The organism is Agarivorans sp. JK6, assembly GCF_045277145.1.
Lineage (GTDB): Bacteria > Pseudomonadota > Gammaproteobacteria > Enterobacterales > Celerinatantimonadaceae > Agarivorans > Agarivorans albus.
Genome location: NZ_CP113525.1, coordinates 3,331,972 through 3,355,991, shown reverse-complemented (window position 1 = coordinate 3,355,991; position 24,020 = coordinate 3,331,972). Strand labels below are relative to the sequence as shown.

At 43.6% G+C, this 24,020-nt stretch carries 18 protein-coding genes; 17 read left to right on the top strand and 1 reads right to left on the bottom strand.

The window, feature by feature from the left end; translation table 11 throughout:
- Window positions 1-16: 16 nt before the first annotated feature.
- Complete coding sequence (can, locus tag OV592_RS15565) at window positions 17-619, top strand: carbonate dehydratase (protein ID WP_016402401.1); 603 nt, start codon at window positions 17-19, stop codon at window positions 617-619.
- Between the two features lie 64 nt (window positions 620-683).
- Here can and OV592_RS15560 read toward each other — a convergent pair whose 3' ends face one another.
- Window positions 684-2,018, bottom strand: a complete 1,335-nt coding sequence (locus OV592_RS15560) for a dicarboxylate/amino acid:cation symporter (RefSeq protein ID WP_040307321.1) — start codon at window positions 2,016-2,018, stop codon at window positions 684-686.
- A gap of 294 nt (window positions 2,019-2,312) precedes the next feature.
- Here OV592_RS15560 and dnaK point away from each other — a divergent pair, with 294 nt between their 5' ends.
- The 16 genes from dnaK to OV592_RS15480 all read left to right on the top strand — a co-directional run bounded on the left by dnaK (window position 2,313) and on the right by OV592_RS15480 (window position 24,006).
- Complete coding sequence (dnaK, locus tag OV592_RS15555; RefSeq protein WP_406609195.1) at window positions 2,313-4,229, top strand: molecular chaperone DnaK; 1,917 nt, start codon at window positions 2,313-2,315, stop codon at window positions 4,227-4,229.
- Window positions 4,230-4,344: 115 nt separating this feature from the next.
- Window positions 4,345-5,487 (top strand): molecular chaperone DnaJ, encoded by a 1,143-nt coding sequence (dnaJ, locus tag OV592_RS15550; protein WP_016402398.1) that lies wholly within the window; start codon window positions 4,345-4,347, stop codon window positions 5,485-5,487.
- 128 nt (window positions 5,488-5,615) lie between these two features.
- The gene (gene cobU, locus OV592_RS15545; protein WP_406609194.1) at window positions 5,616-6,158 is read left to right on the top strand and encodes a bifunctional adenosylcobinamide kinase/adenosylcobinamide-phosphate guanylyltransferase; all 543 of its coding nucleotides are present in this window, start codon (window positions 5,616-5,618) and stop codon (window positions 6,156-6,158) included.
- A 36-nt stretch (window positions 6,159-6,194) separates the two neighbouring features.
- On the top strand, window positions 6,195-7,061 hold the full coding sequence (locus OV592_RS15540; RefSeq protein WP_406609193.1) for a M48 family metallopeptidase: 867 nt from the start codon (window positions 6,195-6,197) through the stop codon (window positions 7,059-7,061).
- On the top strand, window positions 7,042-7,530 hold the full coding sequence (locus OV592_RS15535; RefSeq protein ID WP_406609192.1) for a GNAT family N-acetyltransferase: 489 nt from the start codon (window positions 7,042-7,044) through the stop codon (window positions 7,528-7,530). The genes OV592_RS15540 and OV592_RS15535 overlap by 20 nt, the downstream gene beginning before the upstream one ends.
- A gap of 53 nt (window positions 7,531-7,583) precedes the next feature.
- Complete coding sequence (locus tag OV592_RS15530) at window positions 7,584-8,204, top strand: FKBP-type peptidyl-prolyl cis-trans isomerase (protein ID WP_016402394.1); 621 nt, start codon at window positions 7,584-7,586, stop codon at window positions 8,202-8,204.
- 243 nt (window positions 8,205-8,447) lie between these two features.
- Complete coding sequence (locus OV592_RS15525) at window positions 8,448-9,833, top strand: CmpA/NrtA family ABC transporter substrate-binding protein (protein WP_016402393.1); 1,386 nt, start codon at window positions 8,448-8,450, stop codon at window positions 9,831-9,833.
- A 69-nt stretch (window positions 9,834-9,902) separates the two neighbouring features.
- The gene (locus OV592_RS15520; RefSeq protein WP_016402392.1) at window positions 9,903-10,925 is read left to right on the top strand and encodes an ABC transporter permease; all 1,023 of its coding nucleotides are present in this window, start codon (window positions 9,903-9,905) and stop codon (window positions 10,923-10,925) included.
- A gap of 15 nt (window positions 10,926-10,940) precedes the next feature.
- On the top strand, window positions 10,941-11,780 hold the full coding sequence (locus OV592_RS15515) for an ABC transporter ATP-binding protein (RefSeq protein WP_152779759.1): 840 nt from the start codon (window positions 10,941-10,943) through the stop codon (window positions 11,778-11,780).
- A 420-nt stretch (window positions 11,781-12,200) separates the two neighbouring features.
- Entirely contained in the window at window positions 12,201-13,013 is an 813-nt protein-coding gene (gene dapB / locus OV592_RS15510) for a 4-hydroxy-tetrahydrodipicolinate reductase (protein WP_406609191.1), read from the top strand.
- 350 nt (window positions 13,014-13,363) lie between these two features.
- Window positions 13,364-17,365: a pullulanase-type alpha-1,6-glucosidase gene (gene pulA, locus OV592_RS15505; protein ID WP_406609190.1), complete on the top strand. Its 4,002-nt coding sequence runs from the start codon at window positions 13,364-13,366 to the stop codon at window positions 17,363-17,365.
- A gap of 317 nt (window positions 17,366-17,682) precedes the next feature.
- Window positions 17,683-18,825 (top strand): glutamine-hydrolyzing carbamoyl-phosphate synthase small subunit, encoded by a 1,143-nt coding sequence (gene carA, locus OV592_RS15500; RefSeq protein WP_406609189.1) that lies wholly within the window; start codon window positions 17,683-17,685, stop codon window positions 18,823-18,825.
- Window positions 18,826-18,844: 19 nt separating this feature from the next.
- A complete protein-coding gene (gene carB / locus OV592_RS15495; protein ID WP_406609188.1) occupies window positions 18,845-22,063 on the top strand; it encodes a carbamoyl-phosphate synthase large subunit in 3,219 nt (1,072 codons plus the stop codon).
- 147 nt (window positions 22,064-22,210) lie between these two features.
- On the top strand, window positions 22,211-22,687 hold the full coding sequence (gene greA, locus OV592_RS15490; RefSeq protein WP_040307331.1) for a transcription elongation factor GreA: 477 nt from the start codon (window positions 22,211-22,213) through the stop codon (window positions 22,685-22,687).
- Window positions 22,688-22,744: 57 nt separating this feature from the next.
- Window positions 22,745-23,350: an HAD family hydrolase gene (locus OV592_RS15485; protein ID WP_406609187.1), complete on the top strand. Its 606-nt coding sequence runs from the start codon at window positions 22,745-22,747 to the stop codon at window positions 23,348-23,350.
- A 158-nt stretch (window positions 23,351-23,508) separates the two neighbouring features.
- On the top strand, window positions 23,509-24,006 hold the full coding sequence (locus tag OV592_RS15480; protein ID WP_406609186.1) for a hypothetical protein: 498 nt from the start codon (window positions 23,509-23,511) through the stop codon (window positions 24,004-24,006).
- The last annotated feature ends 14 nt before the right edge of the window (window positions 24,007-24,020 follow it).

Sequence of the window (24,020 nt, the reverse complement as noted above, 5' to 3'; positions counted from 1 at the left end):
GTTAACTAGAGGTCGTATGAGTGATTTAAATCAGCTGATAAGTAATAATCGTAGCTGGGCTAAAAATATAAAAGAACAGAATCCAACCTTCTTCTGTGATTTGTCTGAACAGCAAAACCCTGAATTCTTGTGGATTGGTTGCAGTGACAGCCGAGTACCTGCCAACCAGATTGCTGGATTACCCCCAGGTGAAGTATTTGTTCACCGCAATATTGCTAATGTGGTGGTGCATACTGATTTAAACTGCTTGTCGGTTATTCAATACGCAGTAGATGTTCTCAAAGTAAAACATATTATTGTGACTGGCCATTATGGTTGTGGCGGCGTGTTAGCGTCGATGGAAAACGAACAGTTTGGTTTGATTGATAACTGGCTACGTCATCTTAAAGATGTTTACCGTTACCATGAAGCGGAGCTGGATGCTATTGAAGACAAGAAGCAGCGTGCCGACCGTTTATGTGAGTTAAATGTGGTGGAGCAGGTTAAAAACGTATCGCAAACTTCTATCGTGCAAAATGCTTGGAGTAAAGGCCAAGACTTATCGGTACATGGTTGTATCTACTCTATTCAGAATGGCATTTTAAACAATCTAGATATCTCGATATCTGGCAACAGTTAGACTGTATTATTAACGATAAAAAAACGCGGCCAAGGCCGCGTTTTTTGTTGGTGTGTTTGTAAGCCTAGGCTTTTTCGGCCGAAGCCAAGCTGGTATCTGATTCACCGTGAGGAAGATGTACTTCTTCTTCAGATAAACCTGCTTGAGGGTTGTTGTAAGTCTCTACGTTTAAATCGCCTTCCGATTTAGCTACAGCAACCGTCACCATGCTATCACCAGTAATGTTTACCGCTGTGCGCACCATATCTAACAAGCGGTCTACACCAATAATTAGCGCAATACCTTCTACCGGCAAACCAACTTGTTGCAATACCATTGCTAAGGTGATTAAACCAACACCAGGAACACCTGCGGTACCGACTGACGCAAGCGTTGCCGTAACAATAACCATTAAGAAATTGCCTGCGGTTAGGTCAATGCCATACACCGTTGCAATAAAGATAGTGGCAACACCCTGCATAATTGAGGTGCCATCCATGTTGATGGTAGCGCCTAAAGGTACGGTGAACGAAGCTGTTGAGTTACGTACGCCTAGCTTATGAGTAGCTGTTTCCATAGTGACTGGAATAGTTGCATTTGAAGAGGCAGTACTAAAAGCAAATACGATAGCTTCACGCATTTTCTTAATGAAAATAAGCGGGTTTAAGCCAGTCAGTACTTTTAATAGTGAAGGGTAAACCAACAAGGCATGCAGCAGTAATACAACCAATACCACCATGAAGTAGCTGAGTAAGCTAGCAATCGCGTCAAAACCAATTTCAAAGAACAACTTCGCTAGTAACGCAAATACGCCGTATGGAGCTAGGTTCATTAAAATGGTTACTAACTTCATGATTACTACATTGAAGTCTTCGAAGTGTTTACCAATGCGCTTGCCTGGCTCACCAGAAATGGCAATTGCGATACCGAATAACAATGCAAACACGATGATTTGCAACATGTTGCCTTGAGCCATCGAGGCAATAGGGTTATCGGGGAACATATCAATGATAACTTGGCTAATGCTTGGCGCTTCTTTCGCAACAAAGGCCGCTTCGGTAGTTAATTCTATGCCAGTACCTGGGCGAATAAGCAGTGCAACTGCCATGGCCAGTGAAATGGCTATCGCAGTAGTGGCCAAATAGAGTAGTACTGTTTTACCGCCAAGGCGGCCTAAGCGAGCAGTGTCTTTCATTGAAGAAACACCACACACTAAAGAAACAAATACCAATGGAACCACTAACATCTTCAAGCTTGATACGAAAATCGAGCCAGTGATATTGAGGATGCCGTCAACGATGTAATCTTTGACTAAGATAGACTCAGCAAAAAAGGTTTGTAAGAACACCCCTAAGCCAATACCGGTAATCATACCTATTAGTATTTTATGAGTAAGACTCAGTTTTGAATCGTTTTTCATTTCCCTTCTCTCTGTATTTTATGCAGGATTTAACTCTGCATATAACCTAAAGTTGCGCGCATAGTATCACAGGTTATAAAAATAGCCATTTTTAGCACTGTCGTGGGTGATTCTGTTGGTTTTATGAGCTAAATGTGTGATCGCTTGCTCAATACCTAAGCTCTCTTGGATAATTTGCGAGAATAGGTTTTTAGTGAGTTTTTTTTATTTTTTCCCTTGAAAAGCAATTTGCCGCCCCCACTTAGTTCTCAACAACGAAATATTAGTTACAACCAGAATTTGGAGAACACCATCATGGGTAGAATTATTGGTATCGATTTAGGAACCACTAACTCTTGTGTTGCAGTACTAGACGGCGACACCCCTAAAGTAATTGAAAACGCAGAAGGCGATCGCACAACGCCTTCAATTATTGCGTTTACCGACGACGGCGAAACCTTAGTAGGCCAACCTGCTAAGCGCCAAGCGGTTACTAACCCAAAGAACACTGTATTCGCCATTAAGCGTTTAATCGGCCGTCGTTTTACCGATGACGAAGTTCAACGTGATATCGAAATCATGCCTTTCAACATTGTTAATGCTGACAACGGTGATGCTTGGGTAGAAGCAAAAGGCGACAAAAAAGCGCCACCACAAATCTCTGCAGAAGTTTTGAAAAAAATGAAGAAAACTGCAGAAGACTACCTAGGTGAAGCGGTAACTGAAGCAGTTATTACTGTTCCTGCTTACTTCAACGATTCACAACGTCAAGCAACTAAAGATGCTGGTCGTATTGCTGGTCTAGATGTTAAACGTATTATCAACGAGCCTACTGCTGCGGCATTTGCTTACGGCGTAAACAACGCTAAAGGCGACAACGTAGTTGCTGTTTACGACTTAGGTGGTGGTACATTCGATATCTCAATCATTGAGATTGACGAAGTTGATGGCGAGAAAACCTTCGAAGTATTAGCAACCAATGGTGATACTCACTTAGGTGGTGAAGACTTTGATAACCGCTTAATCAACTACTTAGTAGAAGAATTTAAGAAAGACCAAGGTTTCGACCTTAAGCAAGATCCACTGGCTATGCAGCGCTTAAAAGAAGCGGCAGAAAAAGCTAAGTGTGAGCTATCTTCAGCGCAACAAACAGATGTAAACCTACCTTACATCACAGCTGATGCTTCAGGTCCTAAGCACTTAAACATCAAAGTAACTCGCGCTAAGCTTGAGTCTTTGGTTGAAGAATTAGTTCAACGTTCACTAGAGCCATTACGTATTGCACTGCAAGACGCTGACCTTTCAGTTAGCGACATCAACGATGTAATTCTTGTTGGTGGTCAAACTCGTATGCCGCTAGTACAAAGCGCTGTAACCGAGTTCTTTGGTAAAGAGCCACGTAAAGACGTTAACCCTGATGAAGCAGTTGCTATGGGTGCTGCTATTCAAGGTGCGGTATTGTCTGGCGACAAAACTGACGTACTACTACTAGACGTTACCCCACTATCTCTAGGTATTGAGACAATGGGCGGCGTAATGACTCGCGTTGTAGAAAAGAACACCACCATCCCAACTAAGGGTTCACAGGTATTCTCAACTGCCGACGATAACCAAAGTGCGGTAACCGTTCACGTAATTCAAGGTGAGCGTAAGCGTGCTGCAGACAACAAATCTTTAGGTCAATTCAACCTAGAAGGTATTCGTCCTGCACAGCGTGGCGTACCACAAATTGAAGTAACTTTCGATTTGGATGCTGACGGTATTTTACACGTGTCTGCTAAAGACAAAGATACCGGTAAAGAGCAGAAAATTACCATACAAGCATCATCTGGTTTGTCGGATGACGAAATCAACAAGATGGTAAACGAAGCTGAAGCAAACGCTGAAGAAGATAAGAAGTTTGAAGAATTAGTTCAGGCTCGTAACCAAGCTGATGCACTTGTACACGGTACTCGTAAGCAAATTGATGAAGCTGGTGAAGCACTTCCTGCTGAAGATAAAGAGAAAATCGAAGCTGCAGTTAGCGAGTTAGAAACCGCTAGCAAAGGCGAAGATAAAGCAGAAATTGAAGCGAAAACTCAAGCTTTAATCGAAGCGTCTCAAAAACTAATGGAAGTAGCACAGCAACAAGCTCAAGCGAATGCTGGTGAAGCTGACGCAGAGCAAGCGGCTCCTGCCCAAGACGACGTTGTTGATGCTGAGTTTGAAGAAGTGAAAGACGACAAAAAATAATTTGTCTAAACACTTTTAGTAAGTAAATAACGGGCGTTGTGTGAACAACGCCCGTGTGTCTATCAAAAGCCATTACTTTCAACTGGTTTAGTTGCGAGAAAGTAGAACACCCATTATGTCAAAACGCGATTATTACGAAGTTCTTGGTCTAGGCAAAGATGCCGGCGAGCGAGAAATTAAAAAAGCCTACAAACGTCTGGCGATGAAGTTTCACCCTGACCGTACTAAAGGCGATAAAGCTTCTGAGGAGAAATTCAAAGAAGTTAAAGAAGCCTACGAAGTACTGAGTGATGCTCAAAAGAAAGAAGCTTACGATCACTATGGTCACGCTGGGGTTGATCCAAACCGTGGCGCTGGTGGTTTTGGTGGCGGACATGGCGACTTTGGCGATGCGTTTGGCGACATCTTTGGTGATATTTTTGGTGGTGGACGCGGTGGCGGCGGTGGCCGTCGTCAGCCTCAACGTGGCTCGGATCTTCGCTACAACTTAGAGTTGAGCTTAGAGCAAGCGGTTAAAGGCGTTAAAAAAGAAATCCGCGTGCCTACTTTAGTACACTGTGAGCAGTGTAATGGTAGCGGCGCTAAAAAAGGCTCAACACCAAAAACTTGTGGTACCTGTCATGGCCAAGGCCAAGTACAGATGCGTCAAGGCTTCTTTGCTGTTCAGCAAGCCTGTCCTACCTGTAAGGGTAAAGGCTCAATTATTTCAGACCCTTGCCATAAGTGTCATGGCGAAGGTCGTTACGAACGCTCAAAAACACTATCAGTTAGCATCCCTGCTGGCGTTGATACTGGTGACCGCGTTCGTTTATCGGGTGAAGGTGAAGCAGGCGAGAGCGGTGCTCCAGCCGGTGATTTATATGTACAAGTACATGTTAAAGAACACCCAATTTTCCAACGTGAAGAAAACAACCTTTACTGCGAAGTGCCAATTAGCTTTACCTTAGCCGCTTTAGGTGGCGAGATTGAAGTACCTACTTTAGATGGTCGAGTTAATCTAAAAGTACCTAACGAAACGCAAACTGGTCGTATGTTCAGAATGCGTGGAAAAGGAGTTAAATCGGTACGTGGTGGCCCAATTGGCGACTTAATCTGCAAAGTAATTGTAGAAACGCCGGTTAAGCTAAACGAAACGCAAAAACAGCTACTTAAAGACTTTGAAGAAAGTTGTGGTGGTTCTGCGAGCAGTAAGCACAAGCCTAAGGCTGAAGGCTTTTTTGACGGTGTTAAGAAGTTCTTTGATGACTTAACCAGTTAAAAAAAACTTAAAGAAAAGCGGCTATTAGCCGCTTTTTTTATGCTTATTGCTCACTCGTATTGTCTCATTACCAACGTTCCAAGCAGCCTGTTGACTATGTTATTCTTTGTTAAAATTCATTAGGTAGCATGATGATAAGTCTTGTTTTAGGTGGCATTAGAAGCGGCAAAAGCGCCTGGGCTGAACAGCAGTTTCAAAGTAACAGTGAGCTTAAGCCCGTTTATATTGCTACAGCGAAGGCGAGTGATGAAGAAATGAGCCAGCGGATTGCTCATCATCGTTCTTTGCGTAAAGCTTCTTTTGAGACTCATGAATTGGATTATTCTAAAGAAGTGTTAAGCCAAGTGGTACTGAGTTACGCCACTAAAAAGCAGCCAATATTGTTAGAATGCATGTCTACTTGGTTAGGGTGGTGGCTATGCACCAATAAATCTGTAGACCAGCAGTTACTCGATATTCAACAGCAGTCTGCCGCACTACTGGCAAGCTTGGATGAACTGGATAGTGATTTAGTTATCGTGAGTAACGAAGTGGGTTTGGGCTTGGTATCAGACAACGCCATGGGGCGTAGGTTTGCTGATGAACTTGGGCGACTAAACCAAGCCTTAGCAGCAAAAGCCGATAAAGTTGTTTTTGTTAGTGCTGGCTTACCGCTAGTATTAAAGGAGTGATTGCCGATATAGGCAGTAATGAAATGGAATGCATGAATGAATAAGATCTTAAAAAACGTCATTATTGTTAGCTCAATTGCAGCTTTGCTTAGCTGCTCTGCTTCTCCTACTGGGCGCAAACGGGTGTTACTTTATGATGACTCAAAAATGAGTGCCTTAGGCGCTCAGTCTTTTGAGGAGATCAAAAAACAAGAAAAGATTTATACCGACAAAGCCACTAATGATTATGTTGCTTGTGTTTCAAACGCGGTTACTGCAGAAATCCCTGGTCACTACGGTGATGAAGACTGGGAAGTAGTAGTATTTGATTCTGACCAAGTAAACGCGTTTGCCTTGCCCGGTGCACATGTGGGCGTATATACCGGTCTAATCAAGGTGGCCGAAACCCCAGACCAGTTGGCAACGGTTATAGGCCATGAGATAGCACACGTATTAGCGGAGCATAGCAACGAGCGCTTATCACAAAATCAAATTGCCGGAATAGGCACCGCAGTAGCGGCAGTGGCGATTGGTGTAAGTGATGATGTAAAGCATAAGGGCGCCGCTATGGCTGCACTTGGTTTAGGAGTGCAATACGGTGTGTTATTGCCCTATGGTCGTACCCAAGAAAGCGAAGCAGATTTAATGGGCTTAGACTTAATGGCCAGTGCCGGCTTTGATCCTCGTGCAAGTGTTGCTCTTTGGCAAAATATGGCTAAAGCGGGTGGTGGTTCCGTGCCGGAGTTTTTGTCAACTCACCCTTCAAATCAAACGCGTATCTCTGATTTAGAAGAGCGGATGCCACGTGCCATTCAACTAGAAAAGCAAGCCATTGCCCAGGGTAAATCACCGCAGTGTATTCGACCCGCGAGTTTTGATGCTAAAGAAACCTCTAAAGGGTCAGATGACGATAAAACTAGCTAGCCTTAGTGATGCCGAAGACATCTGCCGGGTTCAGCGACGAAGCTGGCAGCATGTCTACTCTCAGCAACTCATTTCCGATATGTTCCAAGCCCTACCATTTGAACTGCATCAGCAACTGTGGCAGCAACGTCTTAGCAGTGAAGAAAATCAAATTTGGGTATTAAACACGACTGGCATACAGGGTTTTTTAATGCTGGAAAAGCAAACGCCAGAGATTGAATTAGCGGCACTGTATTTACAGCCAGATGTCATTGGCCAAGGCTGGGGTAGAGCTCTATTGGAACAAGCTTGTCAGAGCGCTGCGCAGAAGGATGTGTTCTGCTGGGTGATGCAAGATAACCCGCTTGCAGAGGGCTTTTATCGCCATATGGGCTTTAAATTTACTGGTGAGCAACGCCAAGTAGAATTTGCCAGTAGTTACTTTGTTCAAAAAAAGGCGCATTTAGCCGCAGACCAACGGTTTTTCTAGTGACTTTGTGGTAATCTTTTGGCTCTTTTTAACGATCAGAATTAAGAGTTCAAATGAGCGATAAATATCAAGGCGCAGCAGCGCAAGCAAGTTACGGCTACGGCCTTCAAATTGGTGAGCAAATTGAGCGTGCAGCATTCGACGGCTTAGAAGTGAATGCAATGCTTGACGGTATTCGTGACGTAATGCAAGGCGCGCAACCACAGCTTGATGAAGCAGTTATTAGTGCGGCTTTCCAAGAAATTACTAAAGAAATTGAAGCAAAAAAAGCTGAGCAACATAAAGAAGCTATGGCTGAAGGCGAAAACTTCTTAGCTGATAACGGCAAACGCCCAGAAATCAATAAAACTGAATCTGGTCTTCAATACGAAGTATTAGTTGAAGGTGAAGGCGAATCGCCAAGTGCTAGCAGCAAAGTGCAAGTTCACTATGAAGGTACCTTAATTTCTGGTGAAGTATTCGATAGCTCTGTACAGCGTGGTCAACCTGCAGAATTCCCAGTAAATGGCGTAATTAAAGGCTGGACTGAAGCGCTACAACGCATGAAAGTGGGTGATAAATGGAAGCTATACATTCCTCAAGAGCTTGCTTATGGCTCTCAAGGTGCGGGTGCAGCAATTCCACCTTTTGCAGCCCTAGTATTTGAAGTTGAGTTACTAGCTATTCTTGGTTAATAGAAAACTCAATTAAAAGAAGCCGGCTTTAAGCCGGTTTTTTTATGCGCCAATATTGTGCGTGCCTGTTCTAAGTTAGTGAATTTTATGAAAAAACACGAATACTCCTTTAGGGGTAATAGTGTTTGTAAGTTAATGATTTTTGGTGTTAAAAAAATGTGATCTAGATCTTGGCACATCCTTAGCTACTCCCTAAGTGTTATCACAAATTAGTTACTTCCAAATGGGTATTAGGAGCAGGGAATGCAGAAATCAGCACCATTAAGCTTACAAAAAATCATTAAGACGACCATCGCCGCTGCAGTGGTATCAGCCAGTTTTATTGGCTTCAGCCACGCAGAAGTGGGAGAGCCAGAGAAGGAAGATCTTAAGTTTGGTTTTATTAAACTTACCGACATGGCTCCACTTGCAGTGGCGTATGAAAAAGGCTACTTCGAAGACGAAGGATTGTATGTTCAGTTAGAAGCACAAGCTAACTGGAAAGTATTGTTGGACCGCGTAATTACCGGTGAGCTAGATGGCGCTCACATGTTGGCTGGACAACCTCTAGGGGCAACCATTGGCTTTGGTACTAAGGCCGACATTATCACTGCGTTTAGCATGGACTTAAACGGTAACGCTATTACCGTATCAAACGACATTTGGGCGCAGATGAAGCCGCACGTGCCACATAAAGATGGCAAACCTGTTCATCCAATTAAAGCCGACGCGCTTAAGCCGGTAGTTGATAGTTACATCGACCAAGGTAAGCCATTTAACATGGGCATGGTTTTCCCAGTGTCTACGCATAACTACGAGTTACGTTACTGGCTAGCTGCTGGTGGTATTCACCCTGGTTACTACGCGCCGCACAAAGGCGATACCTCAGGCAAAATTGATGCTGATGCGCTGTTGTCTGTAACGCCACCTCCGCAAATGCCATCAACCATGGAAGCAGGCACTATCTACGGTTACTGTGTGGGTGAACCTTGGAACCAACAAGCCGTATTTAAAGGCATTGGTGTTCCAGTTGTTACCGACTATGAGATTTGGAAAAACAACCCAGAGAAAGTATTTGGTGTAAGTAAAGGTTGGGCTGATGAATATCCAAATACTCACATTCGCGTAGTGAAAGCGATGATTCGTGCAGCCAAGTGGTTGGATGAAGAGAACAACAAAAACCGCCCAGAAGCCGTTAAGATCCTTTCAAAAAGCCAATATGTTGGTGCCGATTACGACGTAATTGCCAACAGTATGACAGGTACCTTTGAATACGAAAAAGGCGATAAGCGCGAAGTGCCAGACTTTAACGTGTTCTTCCGTTACAACGCGACTTACCCTTACTACAGTGATGCAATTTGGTACCTAACGCAGATGCGTCGTTGGGGACAAATTTCTGACAACAAACCAGACTCTTGGTACATGGATATTGCTAAGAAAGTATATCGCCCAGACATTTACGCAATTGCTGCTAAAGAGCTAATTGCTGATGGTGTGATTGATGCTAGCGAGTTTCCTGATTTTGCTACCGAGAGTGGCTTTAAACCGCCACAAAAACACTTCATTGATAACATTGTTTACGATGGTTCAAAACCCAATGCGTATCTTGATAAGTTTTCGATTGGCCTGAAAAAAGACGACAAGATCTAAGCCGAATCGTTATTGAGAGCAGCCGGGCTTAAGGGCCCGGCATCGAGATTTGCAAAAGGAGTTGTAGAGATGAAAGACAAGTTAATTCACTCTTTAGAAACTGTAGGATTAAGCCCTATGGTACCAGTGGTTCGCTTGGCCAGCGGTGAAAACCCAAAGCAGCAATGCACCGAAATATTTGAACGAATAGGGCTGCCTATTTTGGCCATTGCTTTGTTCTTGTTGTTGTGGAGTGTATCAGCGGCAAAAGTACAAACTAGCCTAGGTACCTTGCCTGGCCCAGCCCAAGTTTGGGAGCAATATCAAGGCTTAGTGGTTGAGCATAAAGAGGAGCGTGCGAAAGAAGAGGCCTTCTATGAACGCCAAGAGGCTCGCAATGCGAAGAAACTGGCTAAAAATCCTGATGCAAAAGTAAAAATACGACCTTACACCGGCAAAGAAACCTTCTTTGACCAGATACTTACCAGTTTATATACAGTGTTTACCGGCTTTATACTAGCCAGTTTAATCGCTATCCCAATTGGGGTTGCCTGTGGTTTGAATAAAAAACTTTATGGCGCAGTTAGCCCGATTATCCAGATTCTCAAACCGGTTTCGCCATTAGCGTGGTTACCAATAGTTACCATGGTGGTGAGTGCGGTTTATGTAAGCAGTGACCCAATGTTTTCTAAGTCATTCGTGACTTCGGCCATTACAGTAACCTTATGTTCGCTATGGCCAACACTAATTAACACCGCAACTGGCGTTGCATCTATTGATAAAGACTGGTTAAACGTTGGACGAGTGATTCAGTTACATTGGTCTAAGCAAGTGACCAAAATCGCCATTCCAGCTTCTCTGCCAATGATATTCACCGGCTTGCGTATTTCACTCGGTATCGGTTGGATGGTACTTATTGCAGCTGAAATGCTCGCGCAAAACCCTGGTCTAGGTAAATTTGTGTGGGATGAATTCCAAAACGGTAGTTCTAACTCACTAGGCCGTATCATGGTGGCAGTAGTAGTGATTGGTTTAATTGGTTATGTACTTGATTGGTTAATGGTAAGCCTACAAAAAATCATCTCTCATTCAAGCCCAGAAAGCGCTCGATAGGATAAGGAAAACATTATGTCTCAGTATTTAGAAATCGATCACGTTAGCATTGATTTTCCAACTAAAAATGGTCCTTTCCGAGCGTTAAATGGGGTGGACTTAAAAATTGCGAAGGGTGAGTTCGTATCCTTAATTGGCCATTCAGGTTGCGGTAAATCTACAGTGTTAAACATTGTGGCGGGTTTATATAACGCAACAGAAGGTGGCGTGGTATTAGAAGGTAAAGAGGTATTTCAGCCTGGTCCAGACCGTGCAGTAGTGTTTCAGAACCACTCATTACTGCCTTGGCTTACTGCTTACCAAAACGTTGAATTAGCAGTAAAAGAAGTGTTTAAGGGACAAAAATCTAAGGCCGAAATGAAAGACTGGATTGAGCACAATTTAGAGCTCGTTCATATGAGCCATGCCCTGCATAAACGACCTGATGAGATTTCGGGTGGTATGAAGCAGCGTGTTGGTATTGCTCGCGCATTAGCCATGCAACCAAAAGTACTGTTAATGGATGAACCGTTTGGCGCACTAGATGCGCTAACTCGTGCTCACTTGCAGGATTCTTTAATGGAAATCCAGCAAGAGTTAAACAACACGGTAATTATGATTACTCACGATGTAGATGAAGCGGTATTGTTGTCAGATAAAATTGTGATGATGACTAACGGACCAGCGGCAACCATCGGCGAAGTGCTTGATGTTAAACTTGAGCGACCGCGTGATCGAGTTGCTCTCGCTGATGATCAAGAGTATAACCATTATCGCTCGCAAGTGCTTAAATTCCTTTATGAGCGTCAGCGTAACCCGGCACAAGCTACAGAGAAAGCCAAACCGAAGTTGGTTAAATCAGGTGAAGCCGCTTAAATATTACTGTTTAAACCGCTGTTACTCAGATTTTTCTTAACAAGAAAGGCCACTACTTAAAGTTAGTGGCCTTTTTAGTGCGCGTGCTTCTCAATGGAATAAGTAACCTGAGCTTAGGATAATAAACCGGTTTCTAAGGGCTATTTTTACTTATTTCGGTGTTGAAACCACTTGCAATAGACCAGCTATTGGCGCGCAGCTTCGCCTAGAACTAAGCAAAACTATCTCGCCAGAAACATGAAGCTAGATTAAGTACAGGGTTGTAGAGTTCTCGTCACTTTCTTATCCCGAGTTCAGGTTAAATAGGTTTTTAAGCACTTTAGATTCATATTTAGGCTAAACCTCGTTTTATATAGCTTGCTTTGTTATAGTCGAGCCACAAATTAAGACGGGTGTGGCCAGTTTCAAAGGAGAATAAACATGTCGCAAGTTAGAGTGGCAATTGTTGGTTGTAACGGAAGAATGGGTAAGAATTTACTCGAAGCAGTAGATCAAAGTTCGGCCACAACCTTAGGTGCGGCAACAGAACGCCCTGGTTCAAGCTTAATCGGTGTTGATGCTGGTGAGCTAGCTGGTTTAGGCAAATTAGATATCGCCATTGTAGATAACATTGAGCAAGCAAAGGATGATATCGATGTAATCATTGATTTTACTGCACCTGTTGTTACTTTGGCTCATGTTGAGTGGGCACGCGCCAACAACAAGAAGATGGTTATTGGCACAACCGGTTTTAGTGATGAACAAAAACAGCAGTTAAAAGATGCAGCCGAAGATATAGCTATTATGTTTGCGCCTAACATGAGTGTTGGTGTTAACCTAGTATTTAAGCTTTTAGAAGTCGCCGCTAAAGTGATGGGCGACTACACTGACATCGAGATTATTGAAGGCCACCATCGCCATAAAGTGGACGCTCCATCTGGCACAGCGTTAGGCATGGGAGAGGCGATTGCCGATACACTGGGGCGTGATCTTAAAAAAGTAGCTGTATATGGCCGCGAAGGCATTACTGGCGAGCGCGATCGAGATACCATTGGCTTTGCTACTATTCGCGCCGGTGACTTAGTGGGTGAGCATACCGCTATGTTTGCTGATATTGGTGAACGCGTAGAGATCACGCATAAAGCCTCGAGTAGAATGACCTTTGCTAATGGCGCAGTACGTGCAGCATCTTGGTTACAAGACAAGCCAAAAGGTTTATTCAACATGCGAGATGTGCTCGATTTGAATGATTAATAAATAAGCTTTATTTATCTTTAATAGTGAACGTCGCTAAGCGGCGTTTTTTTATTCCCTAAATTTAATGGCAGTACTTTATCCTGAAAAAGATCTTGAAAACGTTATCAAGGTTTTCTTTGAAATCGTTTTCAAGAATTATGTTCTTTGAGCAGTCTCACAAAGCCTATAAAAAACACACTAATGTAATATTGTGTTACTCAAAGTAACGTTGTCGTCACAGTCCTTTTTGTCGCGAAATCCTACCTTATGTGCATCTCGTCCAACGGAAGGCGAGAGTAATTAAAACCCAAACATAAAAACAGTAATTTGCTGAATATCGGTTCAGTAAAAGGAAAGGAAAGGCTGACATGGATATAAAAATCAATAAGCTAGCCAAGCTTACCATGCCTATTGTAGCGACAGCTTTGCTGGCTGCTTGTGGTAGCGACGATGATAATAACGGTGGCGGTGGCAACGTCATTGATGGACTGTACACTGCAGGTGAAAACGAAGTTGTTATCTATTACAAGCGAGATGAAGCGCACGAGCGTGTAGATGAGTCTGCTTATGAAGGCTGGGGTTTACACCTTTGGAATGGTGAAGGCTGTACAAGTACTGACCTAGAAGCCATGGGCATTGCCGATGGTGGCACTGATTGGGGTGCTCCTCATCCCGCGACTGGTATCAGCGAAACTTACGGCGCTTACTACGTATTAACCGTTAACCCTGATGCTTCTGACCCGCATGAGTGTATGAACTTTATTTTGCACAAAGGTGACGACAAGGCATTTGGTAGCGCAAACTCAAAAGTTGAACTGACTAAACTTGAAGCTGACAAGGGTATATTTGGTTTCCATGGCAGCAGCGAATTGTTTTATGCGCCAATTGCAGAGCGTCCAGTTGCTATCGATGGCGCAAAAGCCCACTGGGTTGATGCCATAACAATCGCTTGGGAAGCTGCAGGTAATGCTACTCAGCTAGAACTTCGTTACGATCCTGAAAATGGCATTGCTATGGATCCAGATACTAAAGAAGTTACTGGTGGTACTGCTATAGCACTTGATGCTGGTACATTGACCGATGAAGCCAAAGCACGTTTCCCTCACTTATCTGGTTTAAGCGCAGCTGAAATCGATGTTGATGATGCAACGTTAAAAGCAATTCTTAAGAGCCAAATTGTTGTGGTTGCCATGGACGCTGAAGGCGTTGCAACTGCGGCTACTCAAGTTCAAAAACCAGGTGTAATCGATAAAGTATTCGTGGAAGGTGAAGGTGGTGCACTAGCTGAAGAGCTAGGTGCTATTGTTAGCGGCGATGATGTTAGCTTTAAAGTTTGGGCACCTACTGCACAGAGTGTAAAGCTTTATCTTTACAATGATGATATGACATCAGCTGGCGAAGCCATAATAATGAGTGAGGCTGCAAACGGTGTTTGGTCAGCAGATCAAGCTGGTGCAGTAGGTAAATACTACCGCTACGAAGTGACTGTTTACCACCCAACTACAGAAACTGTTGAAACGCGTATGGTTACTGACCCATACTCTTTAGCGCTTTCAACGAACTCTCTTTACTCTTTAGTTGTTGACTTAGATGCCGATGAGCTTAAGCCTGCTGATTGGGACAGCTACACTCGTCCTGAAATGGCTGAAGATGTAGACCACGTACTATACGAATCACATCTACGTGATTTCAGTGTTAGCGATACTCAAGGTACTGCTGCAAATAGCGGTAAATACCTTGCGTTAACAGAGCCTGAGCGTGAGTCGGTTACTCATCTGCAAGAGTTAAAAGATGCTGGTTTAACTACATTACACATTCTTCCTGCTTTTGATATTGCAACGGTAGATGAAGAAAACGCTATTGATATCGATGCTCCGCTAGCAGATCTTTGTACTGAAATTGAGAAAACTGATGGTTACTGTGCAGACGCTTCGGGTACTATTGAAGCTAAATTAGCAAGCTTCGACCCAACTACAGGTGATGCTCAGTCATTAATGAATGATCTGCGCGGTTTAGATAGCTTTAACTGGGGTTACGACCCATTCCATTACACTGTGCCAGAAGGCAGCTATGCTACTGACGCTGAGGGTACCACGCGTATCTTAGAATTCCGTCAAATGGTTAAAGCAACCCACGACATGGGACTTAAATTGGTTATGGATGTTGTATACAACCATACCAATGCTTCAGGTGTTAACGATAAGTCTGTTTTAGATAAAATCGTCCCTGGATACTACCACCGTCGTGATGCCAATACTGGTGGTGTAGAAACCTCAACCTGTTGTGATAATACCGCAACAGAAAACCTTATGATGGGTAAACTGATGACCGATTCATTGGTTACCTGGGCTAAGGAATATAATGTTGATGGTTTCCGTTTCGACTTAATGGGTCACCAGCCAAAAGACTTAATGGTTGATTCATTAGTTGCTGTTCGCGCCGTTGACGAAGATACTTTGTTCTACGGAGAAGGTTGGGACTTTGGTGAAGTAGCCAACAACGCGCGTTTCGAGCAAGCAACACAGTGGAACATGGCGGGTACAGAAATTGGTACCTTCTCAGACCGCTTGCGTGATGCTGTTCGCGGTGGTAGCCCATTCGATAGCGGAGAAGGTATTCGTAAAACTCAAGGTTTTGGTAATGCAGATACGCTTAACGAGTTAAACACTGATTCAGAAACATTCCGCACTGAAGCCCTTCATAACCAAGATTTAATTCGTGTTGGTATGGCGGGTAACTTGCAGAAGTTTGTAATTCTTGATTCCCAAGGCAATACCAAACGTGGCCAAGATGTTAACTATAATGGTGCGAAAGCAGGTTACACCTTAAACCCATCAGAGAATATCTCTTATGTGTCTAAGCACGATAACCAAACTTTATGGGATAACAACGCTTATAAAGCGTCAACGGGTACAAGTGCTGCAGATCGCTCACGTATGCAAGTAGTGAGTTTGTCTACTGTTATGCTAGGCCAAGGTATTCCATTCATTCACATGGGTTCTGAGTTACTTCGCTCAAAATCTATGCAACGTGATAGTTACGATTCTGGCGATTGGTTCAACCGGGTAAGATTCGACGGTTCAGACAATAACTGGAACGTTGGTCTACCGCGTGAAGATAAAGATGGCGGTAACTGGGATCTAATTAAAACTATTATTGCTGACGAAACTGCTGAGCCTGCGGTTGCAGATATTGAGCTTGCTAAAGATCAGTTCTTAGAGTTGTTAACCATGCGTTCGAGCAGTGACTTGTTCCGTTTAACCACTGCTGAAGAAGTACAAGCACGTGTTGACTTCCGTAACGTTGGTGAAGACCAAATACAGGGCTTAATTGTAATGTCTATCGATAACGGTACTGGTGCCGGCGCCGATTTAGACGCAAACAATGACGCAATCGTTGTAGTACTAAACGCCACTGATGAAGAGCAAGCTTTCCCGATTGCTGGAACTGCTGGCTTTGAGTTGCATGAAGTACAACAAGCTTCAGCTGATGCGGTAGTTCAAGGTGCTAGCTTTACTAATGCAACCTTTACTGTCCCAGCTCGTACTACAGCAGTATTTGTTCAGCCAAGGGATGGTGCTCGTGGCACCGGTCTTCCGGTAGATACGTCTAACAAAGACTTAAGTGCAATCCCACCTCTAGGTGATACCCAAGTATTTGTTCGTGGCCTAGGCGGCGAATGGGGTGCTGTTTATGAATTGGAATTCACTAAAGATGGTATGTATGAGTATACAACTACGTTAGATGCAGGTAGTTACGGCTTCAAGGTGGCTGATGCTGATTGGGGAGATGTTAACTACGGTGCTACTGAAGGTGAGCTTGTATTAGGCACAGCAAAAGCGCTTGAATATAACGCTGGTGATTTAAGCTTCGCGATTGATACTAAATCAGTTGTGAAATTTGTCACTGACTTCTCGACTGTTGATGCTCCTACTTTAGTGGTAACAGCTGAAGAAGTAGCGGGCTGTGGTTTGTTAGAGGACAGTGCTGATGCTGGACCTTTAGCAAGTCAACTAGCGGTGCGTGGTAGTCATTCTGACTGGGCTTGGAATGCAAGTTACGCGCTAAGCTACAAAGGTGATAATACTTATCAAGTATCTTTAGGTGCGGGCAGCTATGAGTTTAAACTTGCTGCCGATAGTGATAACTGGGATCCTCAGATGATTGCTTATTCAGATGGCGCTCGCGTAGAGAACCTCGTTATGAACGTTGACTACCAAGCTTGGGCACGTGTTGGCGATAGCGCCATTGGCGACCCAGGTAACAATAAGATTACTTTAGCTAGTGATAGCATTCTTACTCTTACTGTAAACGGCGAGTTAACTGACAACGTAGACAATGGTACAATTAGTATTTGTGAAGTTGAATAGTTAATCATTTTACTATGATGTAAAAGCCAAGGCGTATCGCCTTGGCTTTTTTATTTGGTGAGAGTGTTTGATCTCAACTAGAGTTAATGCTCAAAGATGCTGACTTAGGGTTCTTAGCCAAAACATTATATTTTGAGCCTTTCAGTTCATAAAACATCTATAAAGCTTATTTTTATAAGTTTGTATAAAAATTGATAGACCTTTCTCAATATCTCTTCTATAATCCGCGGAATTTGCCAAAATTTTATCGTATTGGGCTAAAGTTTACCCTTTAGTTCAACTTTGTCGTGTCGACAGTTCTTTGTTAGGAGGTTGCCTTGAGCAAATCAGCGCTGCTGGTATTAGAAGACGGTACCGTGTTCCGTGGAACCGCAATCGGAGCCAATGGTTCTGCCGTTGGAGAAGTTGTTTTTAATACTTCGATGACCGGATACCAAGAAATTTTAACTGACCCCTCATATGCTCGCCAAATTGTCACCCTCACTTACCCCCATATCGGAAACTACGGAACTACCCCAGAAGATGAAGAATCGAATGCTATTCACGCTTGTGGTCTAGTTATTCGTGATTTGCCTTTAGTGGCGAGTAACTTCCGAAGCCAACAAAGCTTAAGTGAATATTTGGAAGCAAGAAACGTAGTAGGTATTGCGGATATAGATACCCGTAAACTAACGCGTATTCTTCGTGAAAAAGGTGCGCAAGCGGGTTGTATTGTAGCGGGTGAAGATTTAGATGAAGCACAAGCTTTAGCTGAAGCGAAAGCCTTCCCTGGCCTAAAAGGGATGGATCTCGCCAAAGAAGTTACCACGGCTGATACTTACACTTGGGCACAGGGCTCTTGGGATCTTAAAGCTGGGCTTCCCGCCCGTAGTGAAGACAGTAAGTTTCACGTAGTTGCTTATGATTTTGGTGTTAAGCGCAATATTTTGCGTATGTTAGTGGACCGAGGTTGTAAACTAACCGTGGTTCCGGCTAAAACATCAGCTGAAGAGGTACTTGCCTTAAACCCTGATGGCATCTTCTTGTCTAATGGCCCTGGCGACCCAGAGCCATGTGATTATGCAATCGCAGCTACCAAAGCTTTCCTTGAAACAGATATCCCAGTATTTGGTATTTGTTTAGGTCACCAAATTCTCGCTTTAGCCAGTGGTGCTAAAACAGTGAAAATGAAATTTGGCCATCACGGCGGTAACCATCCGGTTAAAGATATCAAACATGACCGCGTAATGATTACTGCGCAAAACCATGGTTTTGCAGTAGATGAAAAAACCTTGCCAGAAAATCTGACAATGACTCACTTCTCATTGTTCGATCAAAGCTTGCAAGGCATTCATCGTACAGATAAGCCAGCGTTTAGCTTCCAAGGTCACCCAGAAGCCAGCCCTGGTCCGCATGATGCAGCGCCATTGTTTGACCACTTCATTGAATTAATTGAGCAGCGCCTTAACGGCCAAGCGTAGGTAGAGAGCAGCAGAACTTATGCCAAAACGTAGTGATATAAAAAGTATTCTAATATTGGGCGCAGGCCCAATTGTTATCGGCCAGGCTTGTGAATTTGACTATTCTGGCGCTCAGGCTTGTAAAGCCTTGCGTGAAGAAGGTTACCGAGTCATCTTGGTTAACTCTAACCCCGCTACTATTATGACTGACCCAGAGATGGCTGATGCAACTTACATCGAGCCCATTCACTGGGAAGTGGTAGAGCGAATTATTGAGAAAGAACGCCCAGACGCAGTATTGCCAACCATGGGTGGCCAAACCGCATTGAACTGTGCGCTAGAGCTTGAAAGCAAAGGCGTGCTAGAGAAATACAATGTTGAAATGATTGGTGCGACTGCTGATGCGATTGATAAAGCAGAAGATCGTAATCGTTTCGACCAAGCGATGAAAAGCATTGGCTTAGCTTGTCCCAATGCGGGCATTGCTCACTCAATGGAAGAAGCTTACGGCGTATTAGAAGAAGTTGGTTTCCCATGTATTATTCGTCCTTCTTTCACTATGGGTGGCACCGGTGGCGGTATTGCTTATAACAAAGAAGAGTTTGATGAGATCTGTGCCCGTGGCCTAGATCTTTCGCCAACCAGTGAGCTGTTGATTGATGAAAGCTTAATCGGTTGGAAAGAGTACGAGATGGAAGTGGTACGTGATAAAAACGATAACTGTATTATCGTTTGTGCCATCGAAAACTTCGACCCAATGGGTGTGCACACTGGTGACTCAATTACCGTAGCACCAGCGCAAACTTTGTCAGATAAAGAATACCAATTGATGCGGAATGCATCGCTTGCAGTTCTGCGTGAAATTGGTGTTGAGACAGGTGGTTCTAACGTACAGTTTGGTATTTGTCCAAATACTGGCCGTATGGTTATCATCGAGATGAACCCTCGAGTATCTCGTTCATCTGCGCTAGCGTCTAAAGCAACTGGTTTCCCAATTGCTAAAATTGCAGCTAAATTGGCAGTAGGTTTTACGCTGGATGAATTGCAAAACGACATTACTGGCGGCCAAACACCTGCTTCGTTTGAGCCTTCAATCGACTATGTTGTAACAAAAATTCCTCGCTTTAACTTCGAGAAATTTGCTGGCGCTAACGACCGCCTAACCACTCAAATGAAGTCGGTGGGTGAAGTTATGGCGATTGGTCGTAACCAACAAGAATCGCTACAAAAAGCCTTACGTGGCTTAGAAGTTGGCGTTGATGGTTTTGACCCAATTGTTGACTTAAATGCATCTGATGCAATGGAAACCATTCGTCACGAATTACAAAATGTCGGTGCAGACCGTATTTGGTATATCGCTGATGCTTTCCGTGCTGGTATGTCTGTTGAGGATGTATTCTCTCTTACTAACATCGACCGTTGGTTCTTGGTTCAAATCGAAGACATTGTATTGCTAGAAAACCAAGTAGCTAAAGACGGCGTAGCCAGTTTAGATGAAGCAACACTGCGTAAGCTAAAACGTAAAGGTTTCGCCGATGCTCGTTTAGCTAAATTAACTGGTGTATCGGATAAAGAGATCCGTAAGTTACGCCATCGTTTAGAAGTGCTGCCAGTTTACAAACGAGTGGACACCTGTGCTGCTGAATTTGCTACCGACACTGCTTACATGTATTCAACTTATGATGAAGAGTGTGAAGCTCAGCCATCTGATAAGAAGAAAATCATGGTGTTGGGCGGCGGACCAAACCGTATTGGTCAAGGCATCGAATTTGACTACTGTTGTGTACATGCCGCGCTAGCGATGCGTGAAGACGGTTACGAAACCATTATGGTTAACTGTAACCCAGAGACCGTTTCAACAGATTACGACACCTCAGACCGTTTGTATTTTGAACCGGTAACGCTTGAAGACGTACTAGAGATTGTACGCGTAGAGCAGCCAACCGGTGTTATTGTTCAATATGGTGGCCAAACGCCACTTAAATTGGCGCGTGAATTAGAAGCGGCTGGCGTGCCAATTATTGGTACGTCTCCAGATGCGATTGACCGCGCTGAAGATCGCGAACGTTTCCAAGTCGCAGTTGATCGCTTGAAGCTTAAGCAACCAGAAAACGATACGGTTTCAACTACTGAAGAAGCTGTTATCTCAGCAGAGCGTATCGGTTATCCATTGGTTGTTCGTCCATCTTATGTACTAGGTGGCCGAGCAATGGAAATTGTTTACGATGAGCAAGATTTACGTCGCTACTTTAAAGAGGCTGTAAGTGTGTCTAACGACTCACCAGTTCTTTTAGATAGCTTTCTAAATGATGCGGTTGAAATTGACATCGATGCAATCTGTGATGGCAAAGATGTGGTTATCGGCGGCATTATGGAGCACATCGAGCAAGCGGGCGTTCACTCTGGTGATTCGGCCTGTTCATTACCTGCTTATACGCTAAGCCCACAAATTCAAGACCGTATGCGTGAGCAAGTTCGTGCTCTAGCCCTAGAGTTAGGTGTAATTGGTTTAATGAACACCCAGTTTGCGGTTAAAGATGACGAGATTTACTTAATTGAAGTAAATCCACGTGCTGCGCGTACTGTACCGTTTGTATCTAAGGCAACTGGCGTACCTATTGCTAAAGTAGCAGCACGTGTAATGGCCGGTATTTCTTTAGCCGAGCAGGGAATAACTAAAGAGATTATTCCGCCGTTCTACTCAGTTAAAGAAGTGGTATTACCGTTTAACAAATTCCATGGCGTAGACCCAATCTTAGGCCCAGAAATGCGCTCTACTGGTGAAGTGATGGGAGTAGGTGCTACGTTTGCTGAAGCTTATGCAAAAGCTGAACTAGGTATTGGCAACGATGGCCCTAAAGGTGGTCGAGTATTGCTTTCGGTTCGTAACTCAGACAAGAAACGAGTTGCAGAGCTGGCTGCTAAACTGCTTGAACTTGGCTACGAATTAGATGCGACTCACGGTACTGCAGTTGCTTTAGGTGAAGCTGGCATTAACCCTCGCTTGGTGAACAAGGTTCATGAAGGTCGCCCGCATATTCTTGACCGTTTGAAAAACGGTGAATATAGCTACGTGATTAACACTACCGAAGGTCGTCAATCTATTGAAGATTCACGTCAATTGCGTAGAGCTGCGTTAGCGCAAAAAGTTAATTACACGACTACGCTTAACGGTGCCTTTGCGACTTGCCAGGCTCATAATGCGGATGATCGCGGCACTGTGACTTCTGTTCAAGATTTGCATAAACGTATCAGCTAATTGGCAATTATCGTTATAAGCAAAGTGGCGAAGATCTTCACCGCAGCGTAAAATAGCGTTACACTGCAATTATTAGTACAAGTAAATTTGGCTGTCATCGACAGCCAAATTTTTTTCTGTTTTTCTAGTTTTGTTGAGTTATTAAGTATGAAACCAGTTCCTATGACGGTGCGTGGCGAAACGCAATTACGTGAAGAGTTAGAGCATTTAAAAACAGTGGTTCGTCCAAAAATTATTGACGATATCGCGGTAGCTCGTGAGCATGGCGATCTTAAAGAAAACGCTGAATACCACGCTGCACGAGAACAGCAAGGTTTTTGTGAAGGGCGTATTCAAGATATTGAAGGTAAGTTAAGTAACGTTCAAGTTATTGATGTGACCAAAATGACCAACAACGGTAAGGTGATTTTCGGTTGTACAGTTACCTTATTAAACCTTGATACAGATAAAGAGGTTACCTACGGCATTGTGGGAGATGATGAAGCTGATATTAAGCAGAATCGTATTTCTGTTAACTCGCCAATTGCCCGTGGACTTATCGGCAAAAATGTAGAAGACGAAGTCACCGTGGTTACACCAGGTGGTGAAGTTGAGTACGAAATTGTAGCGGTTGAATATATTTAGATTCAGAACTTGTTAAAAAACGCAGCGTTATGCTGCGTTTTTTATTGGAGAAGCACCTTGTTAGCAATAGATTACGCGAAGTATGACGCCTTCATTTTTGATATGGATGGCACCTTGGTTGACTCAATGCCAGCGCACCTAGCAGCTTGGGAAGACGCTTTAAACAAGCAAGGTTTACCTGTTCATATTAATTTTGTAGCTGAGCGCGGTGGTATGCCAACACTCAAAATTGCAGAGCAATATCAGCAACATTACCAAGTAAATATTGATGGCTCAAAGCTATTAAACGACAAACGCGCGGGGTTTGACGCTTTGTGGCATAAGGTTGAGAGGATAGCTGCAAGCTGTGAAGTACTGGCTGAATTCGCAACCAGCAAAAAGTTAGGTTTAGGCACTGGCGCTGAGCGCGTTAACATGGACCGAATTACTAATAACCTAAAGCTTACTGATTATTTTCAGGCTATGGTGTGCGCTGAAGACGTGGCGGCGCACAAACCAGAACCGGACACTTTTTTGCAAGTAGCGCAGAGTTTAGAGGTTGAGCCAAAGCGCTGTTTAGTGTTTGAGGACACTCCTTTTGGTATTCAAGCAGCGCACAATGCGGGAATGGATTGTGTAGTTGTGAAAAACTTCCAACTGGCTGAATTTTTACCCTTGGCTTAACGTTGGTTTAAACGTCTGCTAAAAAGTTATTTAGTTTAGTTATTCTGTTGGCTTATTTTAGATATGCAGATGATTAATTGTGTGCGAAGTTGATGTTTGTTATAGTATAAAAGTTCACCATGGATTGGTTGTTTATTAACTGATTTAGAGGTGGCTTAATGTCTATGCAAGTAAACTCCAATTCGATGTATGCTTATTCTCCCGCTGCTACATCGACCTCAACTGCTATATCTAGTACCTCAAATAAGCCAAGCTATGGCGATATTGTTGATAAAATCTCCGATGAATACGATCAATTATCTCCAGAAGAGCAACGTAATGCGCGCTTATATGTTGGTGGAGAAGTTGAGAGCTATCAGCAAAAGCAACAAGCCGAAATAGATGGTAAGCGTAACACTGTTGTTGGCGTTTCAGCGGTTAATCATCAGCAAAATTTATTAGATATTTACTATACCAGCTCTACGGGTAACGAAACCAAAAGCAGTGAAAGCAATCCAGTAAGCTATAAAGCGTTAGAGAGCATTAACAGTAATTTAGAGCAGCAAAAGCAAGTTAATCAGCAATTAGCGATTGCTGAGTTTTATGCCAAGTATGGTGGTAGTTCTGGTTCAGACCCTCAGCCGGAGCCTTATCAGCCAGTCTCAATTGCAGTTTAGTTATAAAAAAAGCG